This window comes from Rhizobium sp. SG2393, from assembly GCF_042610495.1.
In the GTDB taxonomy this organism is placed as follows: Bacteria; Pseudomonadota; Alphaproteobacteria; order Rhizobiales; family Rhizobiaceae; genus RU20A.
In genome coordinates, this window is record NZ_JBHGAP010000001.1 from 455093 (window position 1) to 480307 (window position 25215).

At 64.0% G+C, this 25215-nt stretch carries 17 protein-coding genes; 14 read left to right on the forward strand and 3 right to left on the reverse strand.

The genetic code is table 11. The features are described from left to right. Positions 1–91 precede the first annotated feature (91 nt). A complete protein-coding gene (gene gltA, locus ACED18_RS02220; RefSeq protein WP_377288577.1) occupies positions 92–1381 on the reverse strand; it encodes a citrate synthase in 1290 nt (429 codons plus the stop codon). 565 nt (positions 1382–1946) lie between these two features. Between gltA and ACED18_RS02225 the strand changes: the two genes are divergently transcribed. From ACED18_RS02225 to exoR, 8 genes are all read left to right on the forward strand, one after another. Next, positions 1947–4178, forward strand: coding sequence for a ComEC/Rec2 family competence protein (locus ACED18_RS02225; protein WP_377290977.1), 2232 nt, complete (start codon positions 1947–1949; stop codon positions 4176–4178). A gap of 126 nt (positions 4179–4304) precedes the next feature. Next, positions 4305–5252, forward strand: coding sequence for a tonB-system energizer ExbB (gene exbB / locus ACED18_RS02230; protein ID WP_377288579.1), 948 nt, complete (start codon positions 4305–4307; stop codon positions 5250–5252). A gap of 5 nt (positions 5253–5257) precedes the next feature. Beyond that, positions 5258–5686 carry a TonB system transport protein ExbD gene (gene exbD, locus ACED18_RS02235; RefSeq protein WP_377288581.1) on the forward strand — a complete coding sequence of 143 codons (429 nt, stop codon included), beginning with the start codon at positions 5258–5260 and terminating at the stop codon, positions 5684–5686. A gap of 147 nt (positions 5687–5833) precedes the next feature. Continuing rightward, complete coding sequence (locus ACED18_RS02240) at positions 5834–6484, forward strand: protein-L-isoaspartate O-methyltransferase (protein ID WP_377290979.1); 651 nt, start codon at positions 5834–5836, stop codon at positions 6482–6484. A gap of 263 nt (positions 6485–6747) precedes the next feature. Then, positions 6748–7971 carry a PopZ family protein gene (locus ACED18_RS02245; RefSeq protein ID WP_377288583.1) on the forward strand — a complete coding sequence of 408 codons (1224 nt, stop codon included), beginning with the start codon at positions 6748–6750 and terminating at the stop codon, positions 7969–7971. A 339-nt stretch (positions 7972–8310) separates the two neighbouring features. Next, the gene (locus ACED18_RS02250) at positions 8311–11157 is read left to right on the forward strand and encodes a valine--tRNA ligase (protein WP_377288585.1); all 2847 of its coding nucleotides are present in this window, start codon (positions 8311–8313) and stop codon (positions 11155–11157) included. A 418-nt stretch (positions 11158–11575) separates the two neighbouring features. Next, complete coding sequence (locus ACED18_RS02255; protein WP_377288588.1) at positions 11576–12847, forward strand: outer membrane protein transport protein; 1272 nt, start codon at positions 11576–11578, stop codon at positions 12845–12847. A 442-nt stretch (positions 12848–13289) separates the two neighbouring features. Next, positions 13290–14099 carry an exopolysaccharide production regulator ExoR gene (exoR, locus tag ACED18_RS02260; protein WP_377288590.1) on the forward strand — a complete coding sequence of 270 codons (810 nt, stop codon included), beginning with the start codon at positions 13290–13292 and terminating at the stop codon, positions 14097–14099. Positions 14100–14141: 42 nt separating this feature from the next. On the opposite strand, the gene xth is transcribed toward exoR, so the two are convergent. Beyond that, entirely contained in the window at positions 14142–14933 is a 792-nt protein-coding gene (xth, locus tag ACED18_RS02265) for an exodeoxyribonuclease III (RefSeq protein ID WP_377288592.1), read from the reverse strand. Positions 14934–15129: 196 nt separating this feature from the next. Between xth and cls the strand changes: the two genes are divergently transcribed. Further along, the gene (cls, locus tag ACED18_RS02270) at positions 15130–16593 is read left to right on the forward strand and encodes a cardiolipin synthase (protein WP_377288594.1); all 1464 of its coding nucleotides are present in this window, start codon (positions 15130–15132) and stop codon (positions 16591–16593) included. An 80-nt stretch (positions 16594–16673) separates the two neighbouring features. Here cls and erpA read toward each other — a convergent pair whose 3' ends face one another. Further along, positions 16674–17006 (reverse strand): iron-sulfur cluster insertion protein ErpA, encoded by a 333-nt coding sequence (gene erpA / locus ACED18_RS02275; RefSeq protein WP_377288596.1) that lies wholly within the window; start codon positions 17004–17006, stop codon positions 16674–16676. Positions 17007–17222: 216 nt separating this feature from the next. On the opposite strand from erpA, the gene ACED18_RS02280 reads away from it, so the two are divergent. From ACED18_RS02280 to ACED18_RS02300, 5 genes are all read left to right on the forward strand, one after another. After that, a complete protein-coding gene (locus tag ACED18_RS02280; protein ID WP_377288598.1) occupies positions 17223–18440 on the forward strand; it encodes a deoxyguanosinetriphosphate triphosphohydrolase in 1218 nt (405 codons plus the stop codon). A gap of 97 nt (positions 18441–18537) precedes the next feature. Next, a complete protein-coding gene (gene argS / locus ACED18_RS02285; RefSeq protein ID WP_377288600.1) occupies positions 18538–20298 on the forward strand; it encodes an arginine--tRNA ligase in 1761 nt (586 codons plus the stop codon). Between the two features lie 64 nt (positions 20299–20362). After that, positions 20363–23122, forward strand: coding sequence for an SPOR domain-containing protein (locus ACED18_RS02290; protein ID WP_377288602.1), 2760 nt, complete (start codon positions 20363–20365; stop codon positions 23120–23122). A gap of 134 nt (positions 23123–23256) precedes the next feature. Beyond that, on the forward strand, positions 23257–24273 hold the full coding sequence (nagZ, locus tag ACED18_RS02295; RefSeq protein ID WP_377288604.1) for a beta-N-acetylhexosaminidase: 1017 nt from the start codon (positions 23257–23259) through the stop codon (positions 24271–24273). Positions 24274–24335: 62 nt separating this feature from the next. Then, a complete protein-coding gene (locus tag ACED18_RS02300) occupies positions 24336–25196 on the forward strand; it encodes a segregation and condensation protein A (RefSeq protein WP_377288606.1) in 861 nt (286 codons plus the stop codon). Positions 25197–25215 lie beyond the last annotated feature (19 nt).

Sequence of the window (25215 nt, forward strand, 5' to 3'; positions counted from 1 at the left end):
ACGCTGCGGCTCAAGACCATACCTCCCATAACCTCCAACAAAAAAGCCCGGCGCGATGGCCGGGCTTTGTCGTCTGGCGTTCGAAAACCGATCAGCGCTTGGAGACCGGCACGTAGTCGCGCTCGGGGGCGCCGACATAGAGCTGGCGCGGGCGGCCGATGCGCTGTTCCGGATCCTCGATCATCTCGTTCCACTGCGCGATCCAGCCGACGGTGCGGGCAAGCGCGAAGAGCACGGTGAACATGGTCGTGGGGAAGCCCAGCGCCTTCAGCGTGATGCCGGAATAGAAGTCGATGTTCGGATAGAGCTTCTTCTCGATGAAGTAGCTGTCCGTCAGCGCGATCTTTTCCAGTTCCACGGCAACGTCGAGCAGCGGATCGTCCTTGATGCCGAGTTCGCTCAAGACCTCGTGGCAGGTCTTCTGCATGATCTTGGCGCGCGGATCGTAGTTCTTGTAGACGCGGTGGCCGAAGCCCATCAGGCGGAAGGGATCGTTCTTGTCCTTGGCCTTGGCGATGTATTCCGGAATGCGGTCGACCGAGCCGATTTCGGCGAGCATGTTGAGCGCCGCTTCATTGGCGCCGCCATGGGCCGGGCCCCAGAGGCAGGCGATACCGGCCGCGATGCAGGCGAACGGGTTGGCACCCGAAGAGCCGGCGAGGCGAACGGTCGAGGTCGAGGCGTTCTGCTCGTGGTCGGCATGCAGGATGAAGATGCGGTCCATGGCGCGCGCCAGAACCGGGTTCACATGGTACTCTTCGCACGGCACGGCAAAGCACATGCGCAGGAAGTTGGACGCGTAGTCGAGGTCGTTCTTCGGGTAAACGAAGGGCTGGCCGATATGATACTTGTATGCCATGGCGGCGATCGTCGGCATCTTCGCGATCATGCGCAGCGACGCGACCATGCGCTGGTGCGGATCGGTGATGTCGGTCGAGTCATGGTAGAAGGCCGAGAGCGCGCCAACCGTGCCGCACATGACGGCCATCGGGTGTGCGTCGCGGCGGAAGCCGGTGAAGAAGCGGCTCATCTGCTCATGCACCATGGTGTGGCGCGTGACACGGTTGTCGAAGTCGGCCTTCTGCGCCTTGGTCGGCAGTTCGCCGTAGAGCAGCAGGTAGCAGACTTCCAGGAAGTCGCCATGTTCGGCGAGCTGGTCGATCGGGTAGCCGCGGTGCAGCAGCACGCCGGCATCGCCGTCGATATAGGTGATCTTGCTCTCGCACGATGCCGTCGAGGTGAAGCCGGGGTCGTAGGTGAAGGCACCCGTCTGCTTGTACAGCGAACCGATGTCAACGACATCGGGACCGATGGACCCCGATCGTACCGGCAGTTCGACCGTTTTGCTGTCGAGTGTGACGACTGCGCTTTTATCCGCCATGGGATCCTCCGTTTGCAGTATTTCAGACACCGTTTGGCGCCCAATTTAAGCTCGTGAATTTGCTAATTGATTTACAGCGAACTGCCAAGTTCAACGAAAGGCGATTTGTGCGTTGCGGTACCGCATGTGCGGCGGCGCAATAATTACATGTTTGAAGGAGTTGTCCACCACCAACTTGTCCGATTTTCGCCATGGTCGCCACTTTGGGGACGGCTTCTGCTGAAATTTTAGGCGCTTATCCCAGGGTTGTATTCGATTGCAAAGGCGCGCAGTCTGGGCGAGCGGGGCAGCCGGTTATGCATGGGGCAGGCATTTGGCGAGGCATGTCGAGGATGGCTTCTGGCAGGCTGTGCGTGTTGACGAAACAGCAGCACAGCCCGTGCCCGCCCGGCAGGTCCACCCGTTGTCTTCACGTCCGCAGACGCCGCCCGCATTGCCGGTCTTTTCCGGGTCTTACAGTCGCACGAGCCCATCCTCGAGCCTTCACTTCTGCGCCTCCGCCATCGCGGCTGCCTGGGCGGTCGAGGCAGACTACGGCCACCGCTTTCTGTTGCTGCCGCTTGTCTTGGCGCTTGGCGCAGCCGCATGGTTCACGATGCCTGTCGCGCCACCCCATGCGTCTGTTGCATTGCTGATCTGCGTTTCTCTCATGGGTCTGGCACTTGGATACAGATCGGTGCGGGCAGGGGCGGCGGCCGCCCCTTTGCTTGCGGGATCCGCGGCCCTGCTGGTATTCGGCCTTGGCATGGCGCTCGCCGCGCTGGAGGATTTCCGGCGCGGCACCGTCCTTCTCGACAGTCCCGTCACGACGGAGATCGTGGGTCGCGTTGTCTCGCGCGAGGTCGCGGCGCGGGGCAGCCTTCGCTATGTGCTCGATGTCGTAGCAACGGCAGCACCGGTGGTGAAGCGCGCGCCGCAGCGGATCACCCTTATCGTCCGGGCCCGCCACCAGGGTTTTTCACCCGGTGCCTGGATGCGGGTGCGTGCAAGGCTTTCGCCGCCGTCGGGCCCCGCCTTGCCCGGCCTCAACGACTTTGCCTTTGATTCCTACATGCGCGGTATCGGCGCGCTTGGCTTTGCCTATGGCATTCCCCTTGGCGTTCCGCCGCCCGATGCCGATAGCGCCGGCAAGACGGATCGTGTCGGATGGCTGCTGGAGACCACGGCGCGCTTGCGCCAGGCGATCGGCGACCGGATCCGCGCAAGTGTTCCGGGCGATGCGGGGGCGATCGCCGCGGCGCTTGTGACCAATGAGGAACGCGCGATCGACCGGCAGACGGTAGAGACGTTGCGCACGGCGGGTCTGGCTCATGTGCTGGCGATCTCGGGTCTCAACATGGTCCTCGCCGCCGGCACTTTCCTAATTGGCGCGCGCACGCTTCTCGCCATGGTCCCCGGTCTTGCCCACCGTCTGCCCGTGCGCAAGATCGCCGCCCTCGGTGCGCTCGTCATGGTCGGTTTCTATGGCCTCCTGTCGGGCGGCGCCGTGTCGGCCGTGCGTGCCTGGATCATGATCTCCATCATGCTCGTTGCCGTCCTGATCGATCGCCCATCGATCAGCCTGCGCAACATCGCTCTTTCTGCGCTGCTGATCATCGTCGTCACGCCATCGGCAGTCCTCAGTCCCGGTTTCCAGATGTCCTTTGCCGCGACACTGGCGCTGGTGGCTGGCTACGAGCGTTGGCGTGCCCGGCCGCCACGCGACCGAAATGCCCTGATCGACGCCGTTCCGGGCCTCGCTTTCGCAGCCCGCTTCACGGGCGGCCTCGTCGCCACGTCGCTTCTCGGCGGCATCTCGACGATGATCTATTCGGTTGCCCATTTCCACACCGTCACCCTCTACGGTCTTGCCGGCAACATCCTTGCCATGCCCGTCGTCAGCGCCGTGGTCATGCCGGCGGGCGTGGCGGCGATGCTCGCCATGCCCTTCGGTCTCGACCAGCCCTTTCTCTGGCTGATGGCATTGGGTATCCACTGGATGGTCGCGGCCGCCGAACTGGTCGCCAGTTGGGGCGCTCCGCTTGCCATAGGACGGCTCTGGCTTCCGGGTGTCGCGCTGATCGCCGTTGGCGGCGTGGTCGTCTGCATCCTGCGCACGCGGCTTGCGGCGCTCGGGCTCGTTCTGGCAGCCCTCGGCCTCGCCGGCATCGTCGCCATTCCGCTGCCGCGCCCGGCCCTGGCGATTTCCGAGGATGGCCGTCTGCTCGGTTTCATCGACGGAGCGACGATAGCGCTGAACCGCTCGCGTCCACCGGCCTTCGTTCTGGACCAGTGGACCGCCGCGCTGGCGGTCGATACCGTCACGAAACCCTCGGGTGACGAGAAGCCAAAGCCCGGAGCGGTCCCGGCGGATGGTGGGGCGAGGCCTCAGGACAGCCCCGATATCGAGCCGCAACAGGCCCGCGCCATCCTCGCGGATCTCCTCGCAAAGGCTGCATCGGACCGAAAGCGCTTCGCCTGTCGGGCAGATCTGGCCTGTGCGGCCGTGACGCCTCAAGGCTGGACCATCGTCACCCTTGACCATCCAGCCCTTCTCGGCGCGGCCTGCGATGCCGCTCGGATCGTGGTGACGGGCCGGGCGTTGCGGCTCACGACCTGCCGCAGCGGTGCGCAGCTCTTCACCGCCCGAACGCTGCGTCTCACCGGCGCCCTCGAAATCCTTTCCGACAAGGATGGCCATCCTTCGATTCGCCCCGTGTTCCAGGGCCTAGCCCGAAGCTGGCAGCGGCACCGTGCCTATGACTGGCGCACAGGCCGCTTCTCCGATCAAGACGTGCCGGAAGGCGACGATCGATAAACATGATTTTTATAATCAAGAATATTGCGCCAAGGCCGCGATCCGCGTAAGAGCCGGGTATTCCGGGGCTCGAGGTGCCGCCTGCGACGGCGCGAAACCCGCATTCTCTCTTCAAGGAGCGAACCGATGCGTCTGTCTTTCGTCATTGCGACGATGATCGTACTCGCCGGCCTGCCCGCATTGGCCCAGACGACCGCTCAGCCTCAGCCCATGCCGGCCGCAGCAGGTGACCCGATACCGACACCTGTTGGCGAGGCGATGCAGATATCAGAGACGGGAACGATGTCCGTTCAGGCGGAGCCGGTGCAGCCGGAGCCCCTGGTCGCGAGCGGAGCGGTCCCGACAGCGACGCTCCCGCATGATCTCTCGCCGATCGGCATGTTCATGGCCGCCGACATTGTGGTGAAGGGCGTCATGCTGCTTCTGGCCGCCGCCTCCGTCGTCACCTGGGCCGTGCTGGTGCTGAAAGGGATCGAGGTCGCGGTGGCCCGCCACCGCATCCGTCTCGCCGCCCATGTCCTGGCCCATTCGGAGGGCCTGCGCGCCGCCGACGAGCGGCTGGCAGGCGAGGGCACGGCCCGCACCATGCTGGTCGCCGCCGCAGACGAGCTGGCAAAATCGGATGCCGCCCTCGATCACGTACCGGCCGACGGGGTCAAGGAACGGGTTTCCTCCCGCCTGGCACGCATCGAGGTCGGCGCTGGCAAGAAAATCGCCATCGGTACGGGCATTCTTGCCACCATTGGCTCCATCTCGCCCTTCGTCGGCCTGTTCGGCACCGTCTGGGGCATCATGAATTCCTTCATCGGCATCAGTCAGTCCCAGACGACCAATCTTGCAATTGTCGCGCCGGGCATTGCCGAAGCGCTGCTCGCGACCGCGATCGGCCTCGTCGCCGCCATTCCGGCGGTGGTGATCTACAATGTCTTTGCCCGCTCCATCGGCGGCTATCGTGCCGCGCTCGCCGACGCTCGCGCCGCTGTCGAGCGCCTTGTCAGCCGCGACCTCGACTTCCGCGCCGCAAGCCGCCCGCGCGAGCGCCGCGCCGAAGCCGCGATCGCCCGGATTGGATAGTCGCCATGGCTACGAAGATTTCTGATAGCAGCGAGGATGAGCTGCCTGAGACTGCAGACATCAATGTCACACCCTTCATTGACGTCATGCTCGTTCTCCTCATCATCTTCATGGTGGCCGCCCCGCTTGCGACGGTCGACATGAAGGTGGACCTGCCGCAATCCGCCGCCCGCCCGACGCCGCGCGACGACAAGCCCGTCTTCGTGACGCTGAAGCCGGATTTGACGCTCGCCATCGGCAATGAGGAGACGGCGCGCGCCGGTTTCGTCACGGCTCTTCAGACCATCACCGGCGGTAACCGCGACACGCGCGTGTTGTTGCGCGCCGACAAGGCGGTGCCCTATGGCGAACTGATGACGGTCATGAACCTCGTTCAGCGGGCCGGCTATGCGAAGATCGCGCTTGTGGGCCTCGAAGGGGCGCCTGCCAACTGACCGTACAGGTCGGCTTTTTGTGCGCTGCGGGCTGCTTGCGGGAATGCGGTCTTGAATCCCGCTGCCTGCGGAATTAAGAGCGATGGTGAGGGCGGCGAAGCGCCGACACATTCCATCTCCCTCCGGCAGGGCAAAGAGGACGACATGATCAATTACGAAGCGCAGCGCGTGAAGATGGTCGACAACCAGATTCGCCCGACGGACGTCACCTCGCATTCGATCCTTTCCGCCTTCCTGTCGGTGCCGCGCGAGGAATTCGTGCCGGCCGACAAGAAGCCGCTGGCCTATATCGACACCGACATCGCCGTTGGCGGTGGCCGTTACGTGATGGAGCCGTCGCCGCTCGCCAAGCTTCTGCAGATGGCGACGATCCGCAAGGAGGACGTTGTCCTCGAAGTCGGCTGCAATACCGGCTACGGCTCGGCTGTTCTATCGACGCTCGCAACCGCCGTCGTGGCGCTGGAAAGCGACGAGGCGCTGGCCGCCGCCGCAACGGGTAACCTCTCGCGCCTCGGCTACGACAACGTCGCTGTCGTGACCGGTCCGCTGGAAGCCGGGTACAAGGCCGAGGCGCCCTACGATGTCATCTTCCTGCACGGCGCTGTCGCTCTGATCCCACAGGCCCTCTTCGACCAGCTGCGCGATGGCGGGCGTCTGGTGGCCGTGATCGGCGAAGGCAATGCCTCGCGCGCCACGCTGTTCATCAAGGAACGCGGCGTGATTGCCAGCCGCCCGGTCTTCAACACCGCCGTCAAGTCGCTGCCGGGCTTTGCGCCGACGCCGGAATTTGTGTTCTGACGCTGTCACGTCTCGCCGATCACGGCCTGACACCATGGCGCGGTTCTCCGGACCGCGCCATTTTTCTTGCCCGGGCTGCAAATCCCCCGTCTTCATGAGCCCCTGGCCGATCACGGGAAAGAGCCGTGACGCTTGCAACAAATCTGTGCATGATCGGAAGTGCGTGATTCGTGGCGATTTCCCCGTGGAATGAAGTCGCCTAGAGTCCGGGTGTCTGTCGATGAAGCGAGCGGCGAGGGCAGGCGCAATCAACGAGGATGACCATGGCACAGCCGAATGTAGCGCGTGAACCGTCGATGGATGAAATCCTTGCGTCGATCCGCAAGATCATCGAAAGCAACGAGCCGGCGCAGGCCGCGATCGAGATTTCCGCCCGCAACACCACCCAGGGGTCTTCCACAAGCCGCCCGCAGCCGCAGATCGAAATCGAGGATCGGCGACGCGACGAGGAGATCGGCCTTACGATCGACGACGCTCTGCTGGCTCACGATTTTTCCGGCCAGGCGCCGCAGATGGACAAGCCGGCGGTGACGCCGGCCGCCCGCGCGCAGTCGGCTGAACCGGCCCGGACACCGGGAACCTCGCAGCAGTCGCCCCTCTCGCTCGCCGACATCGCCGCGCGCGTCCGTGCCGCCTCCGAGCGCAATGCAAGCGCGCTGCGGGAAGCCGCGCCTTCGGCAGGAACCGTACCGGTCGCTGCTGCTCCCGAGCAGGGACGCGCCACCGTCGTTTCTGGCGAGCCGGCCCCGGGCGTCGCCCCCGTTGCGGCTGCGCCTCAGCCAGTATCCCGCGAACAGACGCCAACCCCGCGCAACGCATTCGATGCGTTGGAGAGCGTGGCGGATTTCGACGACGAACCGAACAGTACCGGCGAGGAAATGGAAGACCAGCTGGCGGCCGTGCTCGCAAGCTTCGCCGAAGCCGCGGAAGAGGCGGTTGCTGGCGCCCTCGACGATGCCGAAGCCACGCGTCAGGAGGCAGAATCCGCCGCCGTCGCCGAAGCGTCCGTTGCGGCGCAAACGCGACGCGATGAGCAGCCGGCAGTGCAGATTGCCCCGGTGGTAGAAGAGGCGCCCGTTCCTGCTGCGGTTGCGATTGCGACTACGGTTGTCGAGGCCGAGGAACGCAGCGTCGAACGTCAGGCAGTGGTCGCCGAAAAGCCTCAGGCGGTTGCGCCCGTGGCCGAACCTGTCGTCCGCGACGCCGCTGCACCTGCACCTGCACCGGCCGCAACGGGCGCCGGCGTCGCGGCACTTACTGCCTCCGTCGGCGCACTGGTCTCGCCAAGCGTCGGCAGCCAGGTCGCACAGTCCTTCGGCGCCCTTGCCGAGGCCGTCGAGTACAAGAACCGCACCTCCTTTGACGAGATGGCGCGCGAGATGCTGCGCCCCATGCTGCAGGAGTGGCTGGATGACAACCTGCCGACACTGGTGGAGCGTCTGGTACGCGAAGAGATCGAGCGCGTGGCCCGCGGCGGCAGCCGCTGATTTTCGAAAGCTCGTTTGACGCCTCTTGAGAGCCGTGGCGCATGACGCCGCGGCTTTTTCGTCGTTCGTGTTGACAGCCAAACCCCGTTCCGGTTTACACGAACCCACTTTCTAGAGCATGTCGCGCAAAAGTGTGCCGCGGTTTTGCGATAACGACATGCGATAAAAAAGGCTGAAAGCGTTAGGAGCGAATCCGAAAGATCGCGACGCGCTTTAGAGCATCGGCGCGAAAATCGACATCGAATTTCGGAACGCACGATATGTAGATTCAAAGTGATAAAGCGTCCTTGGTGCGTCCTGCTGCACGCACAGCGCTTTAAGACCCGGATAGGCAAGGCAATGCTCGATAAAACCTATGATTCCGCCGCCATCGAACCCGACATCGCCCGCAAATGGGATGAGGCCGATGCGTTCCGGGCCGGTGCGGGCGCCAAGCCCGGTGCCGACAGTTTCTGCATCGTGATCCCGCCGCCGAACGTCACCGGTTCGCTGCACATGGGCCATGCGCTCAACAACACGCTACAGGACATCATGGTCCGCTTCGAACGCATGCGCGGCAAGGACGTGCTGTGGCAGCCGGGCATGGACCATGCCGGCATCGCGACCCAGATGGTCGTCGAGCGCCGTCTGGCGCAGGACAAGTCCAACATGAGCCGCCGCGAGATGGGCCGTGAGGCCTTCATCGAGAAGGTCTGGGAGTGGAAGGCCGAATCCGGTGGCCTGATCTTCAACCAGTTGAAGCGCCTCGGTGCCTCCTGCGACTGGTCGCGCGAGCGCTTCACCATGGACGAGGGCCTGTCCGAGGCCGTGCTCGAAGTCTTCGTCTCGCTCTACAAGGAAGGCCTGATCTACAAGGACAAGCGCCTTGTGAACTGGGACCCGAAGCTTTTGACGGCCATCTCCGATCTCGAGGTCGAGCAGGTCGAGATCAACGGCAATCTCTGGCACCTGCGCTATCCGCTGGAAGAGGGTGTGACCTACCAGCACCCGGTCGCCTTCGATGAAGAGGGCAAGGCGACGGAGTGGGAAACGCGCGACTATCTCGTCGTCGCCACCACGCGGCCTGAAACCATGCTCGGCGATACCGGCATCGCCGTTCACCCCGAAGACGAGCGCTACAAGGCGATCGTCGGCAAGCACGTCGTCCTGCCGATCGTCGGTCGCAAGATCCCGATCGTTGCCGACGAGTATCCGGACCCGACCGCCGGCACCGGCGCCGTCAAGATGACGCCTGCCCATGATTTCAACGACTTCGAGGTCGGCAAGCGCCAGGGCCTGCGCCAGATCAACATCCTCACCATCGATGGCAAGATCACCATCAAGGACAATGAGGAGTTTCTGGAAGGGCTGGACAATCCGGCCGCTCTCCACGGTGCCTGGGACCGGCTGGAAGGCAAGGACCGTTTCGAGGCCCGCAAGATCATCGTCGAGATCTTCGAGGAGGCCGGTCTTCTCGACAGGATCGAGCCGCACAAGCACATGGTGCCGCACGGCGACCGCGGCGGCGTGCCGATCGAGCCGCGCCTGACGGAACAGTGGTATGTCGATGCTGCAACGCTCGCCAAGCCCGCCATCGCCTCCGTGCGCGAAGGCCGCACCAATTTCGTCCCGAAGAACTGGGAAAAGACCTACTTCGAATGGATGGAAAACATCCAGCCCTGGTGCGTCTCGCGCCAGCTCTGGTGGGGCCATCAGATCCCCGCCTGGTACGGTCCGGACGGTCAGGTCTTCGTCGAAAAGACGGAAGAAGAGGCGCTGCACGCGGCCATCCAGCACTATCTCGCCCATGAAGGCCCCTGGAAGGCCTGGGTCGAGGAGAAGATCGAGAACTTCCGTCCGGGCGAAATCCTGACCCGCGACGAGGACGTGCTCGACACCTGGTTCTCCTCCGCGCTCTGGCCCTTCTCGACGCTCGGCTGGCCGCATGAGACGCCGGAACTGGAGAAGTATTACCAGACCGACGTGCTCGTCACCGGCTTCGACATCATCTTCTTCTGGGTCGCCCGCATGATGATGATGGGCCTGCACTTCATGAAGGACGAGGCCGGCACGCCGGTCGAACCCTTCCACACCGTCTATGTCCATGCGCTGGTACGCGACAAGAACGGGCAGAAGATGTCGAAGTCGAAGGGCAACGTCATCGATCCGCTCGAACTGATCGACCAGTACGGCGCCGATGCGCTGCGCTTCACGCTCGCCATCATGGCGGCGCAGGGTCGTGACGTGAAGCTAGACCCGGCCCGCATCGCCGGCTACCGCAATTTCGGCACCAAGCTGTGGAACGCCACGCGCTTTGCCGGCATGAACGGCGTGAAGGCCGATCCCGCCTTCGTGCCGGAGGCGGCAACGCTGACGGTCAACCGCTGGATCCTCACTGAACTGTCGCGCACCGTGCGCGACGTGACGGAAGCGATCGAGGCCTACCGCTTCAACGATGCGGCCGGCAGCCTCTACCGCTTTGTCTGGAATCAGGTCTGCGACTGGTATCTGGAACTGCTGAAGCCGGTCTTCGCCGGGTCGGACGAGGCCGCCAAGGCCGAATCGCAGGCCTCCGTCGCCTATGTTCTCGACGAGATCTACAAGCTCCTGCATCCCTTCATGCCCTTCATGACGGAGGAGCTGTGGGAAAAGACCGCGCCCGAAGCGCAGCCGCGCGCCGGCCTGCTCTGCCATGCCGACTGGCCGGCGGCGTCTTACGCCGATGATGCCTCCGCAGCAGAGATCAACTGGCTGATCGATCTTGTCTCCGGCATCCGCTCGGTGCGTGCGGAGATGAACGTGCCGCCGGGCGCGACCGCGCCGCTGGTCGTCGTTGGCGCCGCGCAATTGACGAAGGACCGTCTGGAGCGCCACGCGTCCGCCATCGGCCGTCTCGCACGCGTGGAGGCGATCAGCCACGCTGCCGAAGCGCCGAAGGGCAGCGCCCAGATCGTCTCGGGCGAGGCCATCGTCTGCCTGCCGCTCGGCGCGCTGATCGATCTGGCGGCCGAGAAGCAGCGGCTGGAAAAGGCCCGCGCCAAGGTCGATGCCGAGCGCGACCGCATCCTGTCGAAGCTGTCGAACGAGAAGTTCGTGGCAAACGCCAAGCCCGAGGTCGTGGAGGCGGAACGCGAGCGTCTGGCCGAGCTCGACCTCCAGAAAGCCGCGCTCGATACCGCGCTCGCCCGCGTGGCCGAAGCCGGCTGAGCGGTACGCTCGCCCAGCGTTCGCAAGCGACCGAATCGACCAGTGAGCCGCCCGCCGAAAGGTGCGGGCGGCTCTTGTATTTCCTGCGGAAGCGATGGCCCGCACGGAAACGCCCGCGGGTTCCAAGGTCGCCGGTTGTCACCTGCAAAAATGATGAATGTTGTTGAATGGTAACACCCCATGGGTGATCTGGAATGAAATTTCAGTGAGGCGTTGATTTTGTTGCTTGAGGGGAATTTTATTCCGAGACGAACGGAATGCGGCGCCGATTTGAATTTCTTACGTCAATTTCTGGGCGCATTTTGACCGATCTCGCCATATTTCGCGGTTTGCAAACCTGCGACAAGGCAAAGATACTCGCAAGTCTCGGATGAGGGCAGTGGCGGCTGCCGCATCCTACAGGCATTGGGAGGACTTCATGCTGAACAACAAAATGCGTCGCGGCGTACTGATTGCGGCTGCGGCAGTTCTTGCTTCCACGGCAGCGCATGCTGGCGGTCTGGAGCGCGGTGGCTACAATATCGATCTCCTGTTCGATCCCGCAGACTATGCAGCCGAGGCGGCAGCAACCTACGTCAACCCGCAGCGCGACCTCAAAAACGTGCGCGATAACGTGCCGGCAGATGGCAATCTGAATGGCCTGAAGAACAACGATGTTCGCGATACCGAGGGCTACTGGGTTCCGCGCATCGGCCTGAAGGCCGGCATCGGCGATCGTGTCGACTGCCTTCTGGACTATTCGCAGCCTTGGGGTGCGCATCTCAATCCGGGCCGCAACTGGGCCGGCGCCAACGACAACATCGAAACCAAGATCGACAGCGATAATTACGGCGCGACCTGCTCCTATTCCTTCGATCTGGGTCAGGGTCAGTTCCGCGTTCTCGGCGGTGCCTTCTACCAGGAAGTCTCCGGCTTCAAGGATCGCCTTGTATTCGATCTTCCTGCCGGCGCACCGCTGACCGGTGTCGGCCGCCTGTCGCTCGAAGGTCACGGCTGGGGCTGGCGCACGGGTGTCGCCTACGAAATCCCGGAATATGCGCTTCGCGCCAGCGTCGTGTACAACAGCGCCGTCGATCTGGACAACATTACCGGTACCCTTGACCTGCGTCAGGTTCCGGGCGCCGTCGTTGCACCGCTTCCGGCGGCCAATATTCCGGTCTACGGCTCGGCCAGCATGCCGGACTCCCTCGAAATCAAGATGCAGACCGGCGTGGCCCCCGGCTGGCTCGTCTTCGGCTCTGTCAAGTGGACCGACTGGAGCCAGCTCCAGAGCGTGCCCTTCTGCCCGACCTCCACGAAGGGTCTCGCAGCCTGCACGACGCGGACGCCCACCAATCTTAGCCCGGAAGCAACGTCGCTCGATCTTCTGTATCGTGACGGCTGGACTGTCACCGGCGGCGTTGGCCACAAGTTCAACGATCAGTGGAGCGGTGCCGTCAGCCTGACCTGGGATCGTGGCGTGAGCACCGGTATCGGTTCGCTCACCGACACCTGGACGCTCGGGACCGGCGTCTCCTACACCCCGACCGAGAACGTCGAGTTCCGCCTGGCGGGTGCCGTCGGCCTGCTGACGAGCGGCTCTTCGGGCCAGATCACGAAGGACGGCCGCACCTACGGTGGCCGCCTTTCCTACGACTTTGGCACCGATATCGTCACCGCCGTCTCGACCTCGCTCAAGGTCAAGTTCTGACCCTCAGCCAGTATCGGCAGACATGAAGAAAGGCTCGGCTGAAAATGCCGGGCCTTTTAATGTTCTGATAAGCATAAGGTTTCTTCCGCATCGCCGGTGCGGTTGTCCATTGCGTCTGTGTCAAAGCAATGTGACGATTCCGCAACACATTTTCCATTATGGTTTGCTATCAGCATCGGCGGGGAGGCCGATGTCCATTTCCCGCCACAAACGGAGCGCAGGTCATGCGGCAGGCAAACCTGCATAATATGTTTTGCGCCTGCGGCGTTGAGGCCTGATGAGACGGACACAGACCAAACTCCCCCTATTCATCCGTGCCGGCGTGCCGGGATCGCAAGATTCGGTGCCAGCGGATGGCGTTGCTGACGACAGCGGCGGGGTGATGGCGGGCTTTCGTTTTCAGGACGCCCGGCAAACAGTGGATACGGACACACGCGGAAAAATGCGCATTGGCGATTTTCTTTCGGCAAGGGCCTTTGTGATCGGTGCAGCACTCATTGCCACCGTGCCGCTTGCGTCCACCCACTGTTTTGCCTTTGACCCGAAGGACAGCGTCAACAAGGATTCCGGGCCCTTCGCCCTCTTCAAGTTCGGCTTTTCCGCCTACAAGGATGGCCGCAAGGACGAGGCCGTCGAGGCCTACCGCTATGCGGCCGAGAAGGGCCATACGGGCTCGCGCTGGGCACTGGCCAATATGTATGCGGCCGGCGACGGCGTTGCCGAAAACGACCTCGAAGCCTTCAAGATCTACAGCGAAATTGCTCGCGAAGGCGTCGAACCCGGCTCGGAAAACACCGGCTTCTTCGTCAATGCCTTGATTTCGCTCGCAGGCTATTATCGCCGCGGCATTCCCGACAGCCCCGTTTCCGTCGATCTCGCCCAGGCGCGCCAGCTCTACTTCCAGGCGGCATCCACCTTTGGCGTGGCCGAAGCCCAGTTCCAGCTGGCCCGCATGCTGCTGGCCGGGGAGGGCGGCGCGGTCAACGTGCAGCAGGCCAAGAAATGGCTGAACCGCGCCCGCAAGAGCGGCCATGTCGGCGCCATGGGCGTCTTCGGCAACGTCCTTTTCAATGAAGGACACGCCGTGCGCGGGCTCGCCTACATGACGGCCGCGCTCAACCAGTGCGCCCCGAAGGAGCGGACCTGGCTGCAGCCCATGCAGGAGCAGGCCTTCTCGATCGCTTCCGAGGACGAGCGCCGGACCGCGATCAGCATGGCGCAGGGCATTCATCCCGGTTCCGACGACGACTGAGCCGACAGTCTCTTCCAGGCGTTCCCGGCATGATCCCCGCTGTCAGAGCGGGTCGAAGGCGAGATGCGCGACGACCGGCACGTGATCGGACGGCTTTTCCCAGGCGCGGACATGCTTTTCCACAGACGCACCGCGCAACCTGTCGGCAGCCTCCGGCGACAGCATCAGGTGGTCGATCCGGATACCCTGGTTCTTCGGCCAGCAGCCGGCCTGATAATCCCAGAACGTATAGAGCGGGACGGCATCGCTTGAGGCGCGCAAAGCGTCGGTGAGGCCGAGATTGGCGAGCGCGTGAAAGCGCTGGCGGGTTTGCGGCAGGAAGAGCGCATCCTCCGCCCAGACGGCCGGGTCCCAGCAATCATGCGGCTGGGGGATGACATTGTAGTCGCCGGCAAGCACGAAGGGCTCCTCCAGCGCCAACAATGTCCGGGCGTGCGCTGCAAGACGATCCATCCAGGCGAGCTTGTAGCTGTATTTCTCGGTGCCCGCCGGATTGCCGTTCGGCAGGTAGAGCGAGGCGACACGCAGCGCGCCACCCTTGACCGAGAAGACACCCTCGATGAAGCGCGCCTGCTCGTCGCTCTCGTCGCCCGGCAGGCCGCGCGACACCTCGTCCGGGCGCATCTTCGAGAGAAGCGCAACCCCGTTGAAGCCCTTTTGGCCGTGCGTCTCCACGTGATAGCCGAGCGCCTCGATCTCCAGCCGCGGGAAGCCTTCGTCGACGGACTTGATTTCCTGCAGGCAGGCAATGTCCGGCTGGCTTTCCTTCAGCCAGGCGACGAGGTTTTCGATGCGCGCCTTGACGCCGTTGATGTTCCAGGTCGCGATCTTCATGCCATGGTCCCTTCCGGCGCCCGCTCTGCGCCATTCCGTTCTTCCCTGTAGCGGCATGTTCTTCCCTGTAGCGGATTGTCGCCGCCGGCGGTATCGCTTTTCGACCGGCGGCCAGATCGGCTTCCGGATATGCACAGACGGCCAGCCAAGCTGTTCCCGCCGTTGCCGGCTTTCGACCACAACCTATATGAGACCCATGTTCGACACGCTCTCAGCCTACTGGCCGCATGTCCTTGCGGTCCTCTCCGTCCTGATGGGCGTCCCGGCGGCCATTCACGCGACGATGACGAAGCGTGAGGTGCGCTCCGCTGTCGGCTGGGTCGGCGTCATCCTGCTTTCGCCGATCGTCGGCGCGCTGCTCTATGCCGTCGCCGGAATCAACCGCATGCGCCGCCACACTGTCGGACAGCAGCGCATGCAGCTTGCCCGCACCGCGGATCTCACGACCGTCACCGGGCCGATCGGTGCAGCAACTGTGGCAGAGAAGTTCGGCCGCCGCGTGGGGTCCCTGAAACGGCTTTCCGACAAGGTGACGCGCGCGCCGCTCACCGACGGCAACGTGGTAACCCCTCTGCTCGATGGCGACACGGCCTATGCTGCGATGCTGGCGGCCATCGCGGCGGCCAAACGGAGCGTGCTCCTCGAAACCTACATCTTCTCCCGCGACTCCATCGGCCTCCGCTTCGTGGAGGCTCTGGGCGCGGCACGCCGGCGGGGCGTGGAGGTGAAGGTGCTGATCGATGCGGTCGGTGCGCGTTATTCCGTTCCGAGCATCGTCGGCGCGCTGCGCAATGCCGGCATTGACGTCGCCGTCTTCAACGGAAACATCGTCATGGGTCTTCGACTGCCCTATGCCAATCTGCGCACGCACCGCAAGATCATGATCGTGGACGGCGCCATCGCCTTTACCGGTGGCATGAACATCCGCGCCGAATTCACCCGGGAATGTGCAGGCGCGGGTGCCGCCCTTGACACCCATTTCCGCGTGACCGGCCCCGTCGTCGCCGACCTTTTTCGCATCGCAGGCGACGACTGGCATTATGCGAGCGGCAGGCCGCTTCAAGGCGAGGCCTGGGCTTATTCGCCGCTTGGTCATGCCGAGGGCGAGGCGCCGGTTCTGGCACGTGCCGTCGCGACAGGCCCCGACCAGGCCAACGAAACCAACCACAAGCTTCTCTGCGGCGCCATCTCCGTTGCCGATGCGTCGATCACGATCATGTCGCCCTACTTCCTGCCGGATCGCGAACTCATCGGGGCGCTGGTCACGGCCGCGCGGCGCGGCGTGGCCGTCGATATCATCGTGCCGGCCGTCAACAATCTCACGCTGGTGGACCGGGCGATGACCGCTCAGTTCGAGCAGATTCTTGCGGGCGGCTGCCGCATCTTCCGTTCCGCAGGCGCCTTCAATCACTCCAAGCTCTTCGTGATCGACGAGACTTGGAGCTTCGTCGGTTCCTCCAACATCGACCCACGCTCGCTGCGGCTCAATTTCGAGATTGATCTGGAGATCTACGACACGGGCTTCGCCCGCACGATCGAGGAACGCGTGCGCCATCTGGCGCGTGGCGCGGAAGAGGTGACGGTCGAGAAGCTGCGCGCCCGTCCCTTCCTCGTCCGCCTCATCGACCGGATTTTCTGGCTCGGCTCGCCCTACCTGTAAGCAGAAACGAAAAAGAGTCCGAAATCAGCCTTTTGGCCTGATATCCGGACTCATTTTCTCAAGGTCGGGCAAAAGTCCGTTCAGATCGAAAAACTTGTTCCGCATCCGCAGCTTGCGACTGCGTTCGGATTCTTGATCTGAAAGGACTGGCCGAGCAGGTTGTCGACAAAGTCGATTTCGGAACCGCTCATATAGACAAGCGACAGGCTGTCGATGAGAACGCGCACGCCGTTCTTTTCGATGACGATGTCGTCGTCGGCACCGCCGGACACCAGGTCGAACTTGTAGGAAAAGCCCGAGCAGCCGCCACCTTCGACGGAAACGCGCATGGCATCCTTGCCGGGCTCCTTGGAGAGGATCGTGCCGATGCGCTTTGCGGCGGCATCGGAAAGGGTAACGGTCGTTTCGCTCATCATGTTACTCCTGCTGCCCGGTCAAGGCGGGCAGATTCGCCTGTTGTCCGTGTCCGAAGCATGAACGATCTGCCCCCATCTCTCAATCGCGATCGTCAACACATTGAAATCGCTTGCCTATGAAGGCTTTCGAAGGTCGTTCTTCCCCCGGTGTTCTTCCATAGGTATGAATGGCCCCAAAGGGCGTCAATGGGGCGTACGGATCAGGACATGCAAATGACGGTGGACAGCAAATCTCTGGGGTTCGGCTATGGCGAGCGGGCGATCTACGCATCCGACCCCTGGGGCTCGCGCGGCCGCCTCTATCCCGAGACGAGCAGCCTGACCCGCTCCGACTTCCAGCGCGACCGCGACCGCATCGTCCACACCACGGCCTTCCGGCGCCTCAAGCACAAGACGCAGGTCTTCATCGCCGCCGATCACGATCACTACCGCACGCGCCTGACCCACACGGTGGAGGTGGCCCAGATCGCGCGTGCGCTGGCGCGGGCCCTGAAGCTCGACGAGGATCTCGCCGAGGGGGTCGCGCTCGTCCATGATTTCGGCCACACGCCCTTTGGCCATACGGGCGAGGATGCGCTGCACGAGATGCTGAAGCCCTATGGCGGCTTCGACCACAATGCCCAGTCGCTGCGCATCGTCACCAAGCTGGAGCGCCGCTACGCCGAGTTCGACGGGCTGAACCTGACCTGGGAAAGCCTCGAAGGCCTCGTCAAGCACAATGGTCCGCTGATGACATCCGACGGAACCGGCATCAAGGGCCCGGTGCCGCAGCCGATCCTCGATTATTGCGCGCTGCATGACCTGGAACTGGCAAGTCACGCCAGCCTCGAGGCGCAAGTGGCCGCCATCGCTGACGATATCGCCTACAACACCCACGATATCGATGACGGCCTGCGCTCGGGCTATCTCACCTTCGACATGCTGGAAGACATTCCCTTCCTCGCGGGCCTGATGCGGATCGTTCATGATCGCTATCCGGGGCTGGAGGCCTCGCGCTTCACTCACGAGATCATGCGCCGGCAGATCACGGCCATGGTCGAGGACGTCATTTCCGTCGCCCAGGCCAATCTGCGCGAAGCGCGGCCGGAAAGCGCAACGGATGTGCGCCAGGCGGGGATCACGATCGCGACCTTTTCGGCGGCGATGGCCGAGACCGATCGGCAGATCAAGGCAATGCTGATGAAGCGCATCTACCGTCACCCGGACGTGATGCGCGTGCGCCAGAACGCCGCCGAAATCGTCGTCGATCTCTACAAGGCCTTCATCGCCGACCCCGTCCTGATGGAAGGGCACTACTGGGTGAACCAGTTGCCAGGCATGGCCGAAGCGGCCAAGGCGCGCCATGTCGGCGATTATATCGCCGGGATGACGGACACCTTTGCGGTCACGGTTCACAGGCGCTTGTTTGACCATACCCCCGATTTGCGTTAGTGACCGCGCCGATTTCACCGGGGTCTGAACCCCATTCGAGACGATCAGATGGCCGGCAGGCCGAAGGACGCGCAAGACGCCTGCGCGGATGGAACCGATGAACCTTTTCAGCGACTTTCAGGACAAGATCACGACCGCGCTTCAGGGTCTGGATCTCGTCCGAGGCAGCGAAACGCCGGTCGATCTGTCCCGCGTCGCCGTGGAGCCACCGCGCGATGCCAGCCACGGTGACGTCGCAACGAACGCCGCCATGGTTCTGGCCAAGCCGCTCGGCACCAATCCCCGCGCGCTTGCCGAAAAGATCGTGGAGGCGCTGAAGGCCGATCCTGAAATTACCGAGATTTCCGTTGCCGGCCCCGGCTTCATCAATGTGCGCCTGTCGGTCGGTTACTGGCAGAAGCTGCTCGCCGACATGATCGCGAGCGGCACCGATTACGGCCGCGGCACCGTCGGGGCAGGGCGCAAGGTCAACGTCGAATATGTCTCGGCCAACCCGACAGGCCCGATGCATGTCGGCCATTGCCGTGGCGCCGTGGTCGGCGATGCGCTCGCCAATCTGCTCGCCTTCGCCGGCTACGAGGTCGTCAAGGAATACTACATCAACGATGCCGGCTCGCAGATCGACACGCTCGCCCGCTCGGCCTTCCTGCGCTACCGCGAGGCGCTGGGCGAGGAGATCGGCGAGATCCCGGCCGGGCTTTATCCCGGCGACTATCTCGTGCCGGTCGGCCGCAGCCTGGCCGAGGAATTCGGCTCGAGCCTGCGCGCCATGCCGGAAGCCAAGTGGATGCCGCTTGTCAAGGACCGCACCATCGATGCCATGATGGTGATGATCCGCGAGGATCTGGCGGCGCTGAACGTGCGGCACGACGTGTTCTATTCGGAGCGCTCGCTGCATGCCGACAATGCGACCCCGATCCGCACCGCCATCAACGACCTGACCTTCAAGGGCCATGTCTACAAGGGCACGCTGCCGCCGCCGAAGGGCCAGTTGCCGGAAGACTGGGAAGACCGCGAGCAGACGCTGTTCCGCTCGACCGAGGTCGGCGACGACATCGATCGCCCGCTGATCAAGTCCGATGGCAGCTACACCTATTTTGCCGCCGATGTCGCCTACTTCAAGGACAAGTACGAGCGCGGCTTCAGCGAGATGGTCTATGTGCTCGGCGCCGACCACGGCGGTTACGTGAAGCGGCTGGAGGCGCTGGCGCGTGCCGTCTCGGGCGGCTCCGTCAAGCTCACCGTTCTTCTGTGCCAGCTCGTGAAGCTCTACCGCGATGGCGAGCCTGTGAAGATGTCCAAGCGCTCCGGCGATTTCGTCACGCTGCGCGAGGTGGTTGACGAGGTCGGCAGTGATTCGGTGCGCTTCATGATGCTCTACCGCAAGAACTCCGAACCCTTGGACTTCGACTTCGCGAAGGTTACTGAGCAATCCAAGGACAATCCGGTCTTCTACGTGCAGTACGCGCATGCGCGCTGCGCATCCGTGTTCCGGCAGGCGAAGGAGGCCTTCCCGGATCTCGACATTGATTCGATTGATCTTTCCGCGTCTGTGGCCGGGCAGATCAGTGATCCGAACGAGTTGCAGATCATTGCGAAGCTTGCCGAATATCCGCGCATGATCGAGGCCGCTGCGGCCGCACAGGAGCCCCACCGCGTGGCGTTTTACCTGTATGATCTCGCCAGCGCCTTCCACGCGCACTGGAATAAAGGTAAAGAGTTTCCAGACTTACGCTTTGTTAATGATAAAAACAGAGAATCCACGCTCGCCAGGCTCGGTCTGGTGCACGCCGTCGCGTCGGTGCTGAGGTCTGGTCTGTCCATTACGGGCACGGCTGCGCCCGAGGAAATGCGATAACGGCGTCACCAATTCCCCACAATGCGCTGGCAGGTCAGTAGACGCGAGTTGTGAGTGGAGCAGCATGGCAGAAAAACAGTTCGCCCGGAATGAAGCCGACAAGTTCGCGGCGCTCGCTGAGGATGATCCCTTGAGCGAGCTGGCGCGGATTGTCGGTTACGATGCGCGCCCTGCCGTGGAAACGCTGAAGGAACTCAAGCGCCATCAGGAAACCGTGAAGATCGATCCGCCCTTCAATCTGGAGGAGGAGCTGCTTCGCGAGTTCGATCGCTATGCCGGGGACGAATCCCCGGCGCCGGTTGTTGAGCCGTCGCATGCACCGGTGGCCGCGCGTGCGGAGCCGTCTTTCGCACCGGCACCGGCCTTCATTGCTGAGCCCGAGCTTGCGGCTGCGCCGGCACCGACGGCAGATCCGTCCGATGTCTTCGATCTTGCCCGTGAACTCGAGCTTTCGATGCGTGCCGAAACGACGGCGTCGCCGGCTTTCGACGAAGAGCCCGTCTTCAACGCGCCGGCCTTCGACATGTCGGTCTTTGATGATGTCGCCATCGATGCCGAGCCGGAGCCCGTCGCGGTCGCGCCTGCGGAGCAGCGCCGGTCCGTGCCGGTTGAGGGTGCGCCAGTCGCAAGCCGTGTCGAGCCGAGTTTCGAGCAGCCGATCTCGTTCACGGCTGCCCGCCCCGAGGTTGTTGCGCCGCCGTCTCCTGCGGCAAGCGCAGAGCCTGATATCAGCGAAGTCGACAAGCTTCTTGCCGACGTGGCCCGCTTCCCGGTGCCGCCGGCGCCGGTGCGCGCCTCTGCTGCGGCTCCGGTCCAGGCCGAGCCTGCTCAGCCCGGTCGCAAGCAGAACTATCCTTTCACCCCCGTCTTCAGCCGCGCGACGCCCGTTGCCGGCGCGAGCGGAGCGCGCTCCTATGCGACACCGGCACCGGCGGAAATGCCGGTCGAGACGCCGCGGGCTCCTTTGGCAGCCGCTGCCGCTCCTCTGGCTGCCCCGGTCGCAGCGGAAGCCTTCGCGCCATCACTGCCCGAGCCGGATGTTGCGCCGACCTCGGCTTCCGAGGCGGAGCCTGATTTCGATCTGGCGAATTTCGAGCAGGAACTCTCGGCCATCCAGTTCGATTTCGACAGCCTGGATGAGCCGCTCGACGGGTTCGATGCGTCCGTGGTTTCGCAGGACCGCCCGGACGTGGTGCAGGAACCGCGCCGCGAGGAGCCTGCCGCATTCGCCGAGCCTTTCGTTCCGGAAGAGACGCTCGACGAGCAGCTTCCGTTCGATCCCTCGATGATTGCCGAGACAGACGAGCACCCCGCTCCCATTGCGGAAATGGATGTACCGGCGCTTCCCGTGCACGAGGAGCCGGCACCCGTTGTCCCGCAGCATGTCGATTTCGATCTCGATCTCGACGCGGAGATGGCGCAGCTCTTTGCCGAGCATCAGTCCGCACCGGTCAGCCGCGCCGCGACTGGCAGCGAGGCGATCGAAGCGACGGCGGCTTTTGCCCCCTTCGCCAAGGCCACGCCCGCAGCTACTTCCCTCGATCTCCAGATCGATGAAGATTTGCGCCGTGCCTTCGAGGCCCAGCGTGCACAGTTTGGCCAGGCCCCCCAGCGCGGCGATGCCTTCAGCTTCGAGACGGATTCGGACGTTGCGCCGCTTCACGTGGAGAAGGAGCGGTCGCGACTGCCGATCTATGCGGCGGCCGCAGCCATCCTGCTGCTCCTCGGCGGTGTCGGTGTCTATGCCTGGATGGGTGGCAGCGATGCTGCCCTGACGGCGGAAGGCCCGAAGGTGATCCTCGCAGACAAGGATCCGGTCAAGGTCGTTCCGGAGGAAAAGGGCGGCAAGACCGTCCCGAACCAGGACAAGGCCGTCTACGATCGCGTCGCCGGTACGCAGGACGAAGCACCGCGCCAGGACGCGCTGGTCTCGACCAAGGAAGAGCCGCTCGATGTCGTGCAGCGTACGCTGACGCCCGAGACCCTGCCGCTGCCCGACGAAGAGGATGGTGGAGCCGCAACGGCCGATGCCGCTCCGGATGGTGCCGACAGCCGCCTCCTGCCGGAAGGGCAGGCCCCGACCGACGTTGCCAAGGACGAGCAGAGCCCGGCTGTGGCACCCCGCAAGGTCCGCACCATGATCGTCAAGCCTGACGGAACGCTGGTCGCCCGCGAGGAAACCGTCGCCGAGCCTGCGACGCCTGCGCTCGCAACCCAGCCCGCCGCCACTGCGACGACCCCGGCCACCACAGGCGCCGAAGTCGCCCTGGCTCAGCCGACGACCGGCGATGCAGCAACGACCACGGCCGCGACCCCCAACGCAACGGATACCGCCGCAACGGACGCCGCTGCAACGCAGGCAGCCGCAACAGCGCCGGCCGCGACCACCACCCCCGTTGTCGACACGCCTGTCAACACGCCGGTGCCGCAGATGCGTCCGGCCGAGCAGCCCGTCAATGTCGTCGGGACCGTGACGGAGAACGGCAATCTGCGTCCGACAGCCGCCGCCGAGCAGCAGGTCGCCGCCGCAACACCGTCGCAGTCCGCGACGGCTGCCGCAGCCAACGCCACGGTTGCACCCGGCACTTACGTGATCCAGATCGCGTCGGTTCCGAGCGAAGCGGATGCCCAGAAGACCTACAACAACCTGTCGTCCAAGTTCGGCAGCGTGATTGGCGGCCGCGGCGTCGATATCAAGCGCGCCGACATTCAGGGCAAGGGCACCTTCTACCGCGTCCGCGTGCCGGTCGGCTCGAAGGAAGAAGCCAACCAGCTCTGCGCCCGCTACAAGAGCGCCGGCGGCAGCTGCCTCGTCACCCGCTGAGGGGCCAGCCAGACAACCGATGAGGGCGCCACACGGCGCCCTTTTCTTATCCGGTGTCCGATCCGCGCCTGATCGCGGGCCGGGGGCCGCCCGTCCATCTTTCGCGCAGACGCGCCATTTCCTATGGTTTCAGCATGACCGAATCGAAAGCCTTCATCTCGGGCTGCAAAGGCCTGACGCTCACTGCAGACGAAATCGCCTTCTACCGCGACGAGCGGCCGTGGGGTTTCATTCTCTTTGGCCGGAACATCGGCGAGGCCTCTCAGATTTCCGACCTTGTCGCCGCGCTGCGCGACAGCATTGGCCGGCCCGATGCCCCGGTCCTGATTGACCAGGAAGGCGGCCGCGTGCAGCGCATCCGCCCACCGATCGCCGCAGCCTACCCGAACGCAGCCTCGATTGGCGCGCTCTACCGGCAGGATCACGAGAAGGGCTTGCGCGCCGCCTGGCTGATGTCGCGCCTGCATGCTTTCGATCTGACCCGTTTCGGCATTTCCGTCGATTGCCTGCCGGTGCTCGATGTTATTGTGGAAGGCGGCCACGACGTCATCGGCAACCGCTCCTACGGCACCAGCGCGGATGATGTGATCGCGCTCGGACGCGCCGCTGCGGAAGGCCTCAAGGCGGGCGGCATGATGCCGGTCATGAAGCATATGCCGGGCCATGGGCGGACGATGGTCGATTCGCACCACAAACTGCCGGTGGTCGAGGTCGGGATCGATGTTCTCGCACAGTCCGATTTCCGACCGTTCATCGCCATGAAGGACGAGAAGATGGGCATGTCTGCACATCTCCTCTTCACGGCCATTGACCCCGAGCGCCCCGCGACAACCTCGCCGGTGGTGGTTCGCGAGATCATCCGCGGCCTCATCGGCTTCGATGGCCTTCTGATGTCCGACGATGTCTCCATGAATGCGCTGGCCGGCACGATCGGCGAACGTGCGCGCGACATCTACGCGGCCGGCCTCGACATGGTCTTGCATTGCCATGGCATCATGGAGGAGATGGTGCAGGTGGCCGCCGCCGCACCGGAGCTTTCCGGCGACAGCAAGCGTCGCGCCGATGCCGCCCTTGCCGCCTTCAGGCCGGCCGACGACAGCGATGAAGACGCCTTGCGCGCCGAGTTTGCCGCGCTTCTTCCCATCGCCTGAAACTCGGCGTATCGGATGAAGAGGCACATTCATCCGATGGGCAGAAACAGGGGGCAGGCGGCATGGCGGCGTCAGACGGGCAGAAGCGATCCGCGACAGCAGCGCCGATGGACAGCTTCTGGTCTCCGGAAGCTGACGTCGACACGGTGGACGAAGCGCTGGTGGTCGATATCGCCGGCTTCGAAGGCCCGCTCGATCTTCTCCTGCATCTCGCCCGCAACCAGAAGGTCGATCTCGCCCGTATCTCGGTTCTGGCGCTTGCCGAGCAGTATCTGGCCTTCGTGGAACAGGCCCGCAGCATCCGCCTCGAGCTTGCGGCCGATTACCTCGTCATGGCCGCCTGGCTGGCTTTCCTGAAATCGCGCCTGCTGATCCCGCAGCAGGCGAAGGATGACGGTCCGTCGGGGGAGGAACTGGCCTCGGCGCTTGCCTTCCGCCTGAAGCGGCTCGAAGCGATGCGCGACGCGGCTGCCCGTCTCGTCAACCGCAACCGGCTGGGACGGGACATCTTTGCCCGTGGCGCGCCCGAGCATGTGCCGGTCGAACGCGTGCAGGCCTTCGATGCCTCGCTCTACGATCTGCTCTCGGCCTATGCAGGCCTGCGCCAGCGCCAGGCGATCACCCAGGTGACCATCGAGAAGCGGCAGGTCTGGTCGCTCGCCTCCGCCCGTCTCGTGCTCGCCCGGTTGCTCGGCGAGAGCCACGACTGGGTGGCGCTCGACAGCTATCTCCTGCGTTACCTCACCGATCCGCGCCAGCGCGCAACGGCGCTCGCCAGCTCTTTTGCCGCGACGCTTGAACTGGTGCGTGAAGGCCGCCTGGAAATCCGCCAGGCTGATGCCTTTGCGCCGATCTATCTGAAGACGGGGCCGCGGCCGATGACGCCTGCGGAAATCGCCGCGCTGGAAACCGCCGATGAGTGAGACGATGGAGCAGGACGAC